Origin of the sequence: Sutterella sp. (assembly GCF_052272535.1) — a bacterium.
Taxonomy (GTDB): domain Bacteria; phylum Pseudomonadota; class Gammaproteobacteria; order Burkholderiales; family Burkholderiaceae_F; genus Sutterella.
Window position 1 is genome coordinate 1 of sequence record NZ_DAVZJY010000321.1, and the last position, 2047, is coordinate 2047.

The window sequence follows — 2047 nt, forward strand, 5'->3', positions numbered from 1 at the left end:
TGTCGCGCCTCTCCTTGAAGGGCACGCCCGTGCGGTCGGAGTCATTGCGGCCCGCGCGCTCCTCGCGGCGCGGACGGCGGGCGGCCTCGGCCTCCTCCTTCTCCATGCGCTCGCGCCAGCGGATGCGCGCGGCGGCCTTCTCCGCCTTCACCTCCGCGGCCTTCTCGGCGGCCTCCTCGGGCGTGACGGAGCGGTCGATGCGGTCGAGTTCGGCGATCCAGCGCTTCACGTCGACGGGTTCGAGCTCCTTCATCTTGCCGCGCAGGAGCCCCGGCGGGAGCTCCACGGCGCCGTAGCGCACGCGGATGAGGCGCGAGACGGTGAGGTTCACCGCCTCGAAGAGGCGCCTCACCTCGCGGTTGCGGCCTTCGCGGATCGTCACCGTGTACCAGTGGTTGAGGCCGCGCCCGCCCTCGTCCTCGAGCGTTTCAAATTTCGCCGGACCGTCCTCGAGTTCGACCCCATCGAGCAGCTGTTGCTCGGCCTCGGGGGTGAGTTCGCCCGCAGTGCGCACGGCGTACTCACGCTCCATCTCGTAGCGCGGGTGCATCAGGCGGTTGGCGAGCGCCCCGGAGGTCGTGAAGATGAGGAGTCCCTCGGTGTTGAAGTCGAGGCGCCCCACGGCGATCCAGCGCCCGCCCGGCACGCGCGGCAGGTGCGCGAAGACGCTCGGACGCCCCTCGGGGTCGTCGCGCGAGACGATCTCGCCCGCGGGCTTGTGGTAGATGAGCACGCGCGGCGCGTCGCCCGGCTGCGGGGCGGCGCGGCGCACGGCGCGCCCTTCGACGCGGATCACGTCCTCGGGGCCCACGCGGTCGCCCAACTTGGCGGGGAGCCCATTCACCGTCACGACGCCCGACTCGATGAGGCGCTCCATTTCGCGCCGCGACCCCCAGCCCGCGTCGGCGAGGGCCTTCTGGAGCTTCTCGGTCGCAATGCCGGCGAGGGCGGCGGCGGCCGCGGCCGCCTCAGCCGTCTGCGGGCGGTCGGCCTCCCGGTCCGGGCGTTTCACCGGACGGGGCTTCTTCATCGGCGCCCTGAAGGGCGTGCGCTTCTTTTCGGCCGTCTGCGGACGGCCCCGGTTGTTCTTCGTCAAAATTCAGTTCCTCCTGCAGCTGCATCGAGCCGATTCCGGGCGATTCCTGCGCTTGCGGATTTTCGTCGCCCAAGGCGAACTCCTCCGGCGCGGTTGCGGCAAGATTGGGGAGCTCCGCCAGGCTCCGGATCCCAAGATCCGTCAAAAAGGTCTTCGTCGTGCCCAAGAGCGCCGGGCGACCCGGCGTCTCGCGCCATCCCACCGTCTCGATCCACCCGCGGTCCTCGAACTGCCGGATGATCGCCGGGTTGACCCCGACGCCGCGGATCTCCTCGATGTCGCCGCGGGTCACGGGCTGCCGGTAGGCGATGATGGCGAGCGTCTCCATCGCAGCGCGCGAATAGCGCGCGGGGCGCTCCTCGGCGAGCCGCGAGAGCCACGTCATGGCTCCGGGGGCCGTACGGAAGCGCCAGCCGCCGTCCGCGGTCTCCTCGAGCCGCATCGCGCGGTCCTCCCACGAGCGCGCAAGCGCCTCGAGTTCGGTGCGGATCTGCTTCGCGGTGGGCTCGTCCTTGAAGAGCCGCCGCATCTCGCGGATCGTGAGGGGGCGGCCCGCGGTGAGGAGCGCGGCCTCGAGAATCGTCTGCGGCGTGAATTCAGCCATGGTCGGGGCCCTGCGGTGAAGGCGCTGCGGCGCCCCGTGGGGCGCCGACGACGTCTGACGTCCGCCATTCTAAGAAGAATGCCGAACGATCAGGCAAAAAAAAGCCCGAACCGTTCGGTCCGGGACGTTTTTCTTCTCCTGGAGGCAACTGGCGGAAGGGGTGGGATTTGAACCCACGATACGGTATAACCGTATACCGGATTTCGAGTCCGGCGCATTCGACCTCTCTGCCACCCTTCCGTGTCCAAGAGAGGAGTCGAATATTACAGAGCCCGGGAGAAAAAAGCAAGAGGCCGGACGAAAAAATCCGGCGCCGGAGATGACGAAGCGCCGGGACCGTCCGCAGA

Annotated in this window: 1 protein-coding gene, 1 tRNA gene and 1 pseudogene; all 3 read right to left on the bottom strand. The window is 69.3% G+C overall.

Going from position 1 to position 2047, the window contains the following annotated elements; all coding sequences use genetic code 11:
- Positions 1–1096, bottom strand: a 1096-nt coding sequence (rluB, locus tag ACT6Y9_RS10660) for a 23S rRNA pseudouridine(2605) synthase RluB (RefSeq protein WP_443744512.1), incomplete at its 3' end; no start/stop codon positions are given.
- An 85-nt stretch (positions 1097–1181) separates the two neighbouring features.
- A pseudogene (scpB, locus tag ACT6Y9_RS10665) lies at positions 1182–1700 on the bottom strand (SMC-Scp complex subunit ScpB); the annotation flags it as partial.
- Between the two features lie 149 nt (positions 1701–1849).
- Positions 1850–1940: transfer RNA gene (locus ACT6Y9_RS10670), tRNA-Ser, on the bottom strand.
- Between the last annotated feature and the right edge of the window lie 107 nt (positions 1941–2047).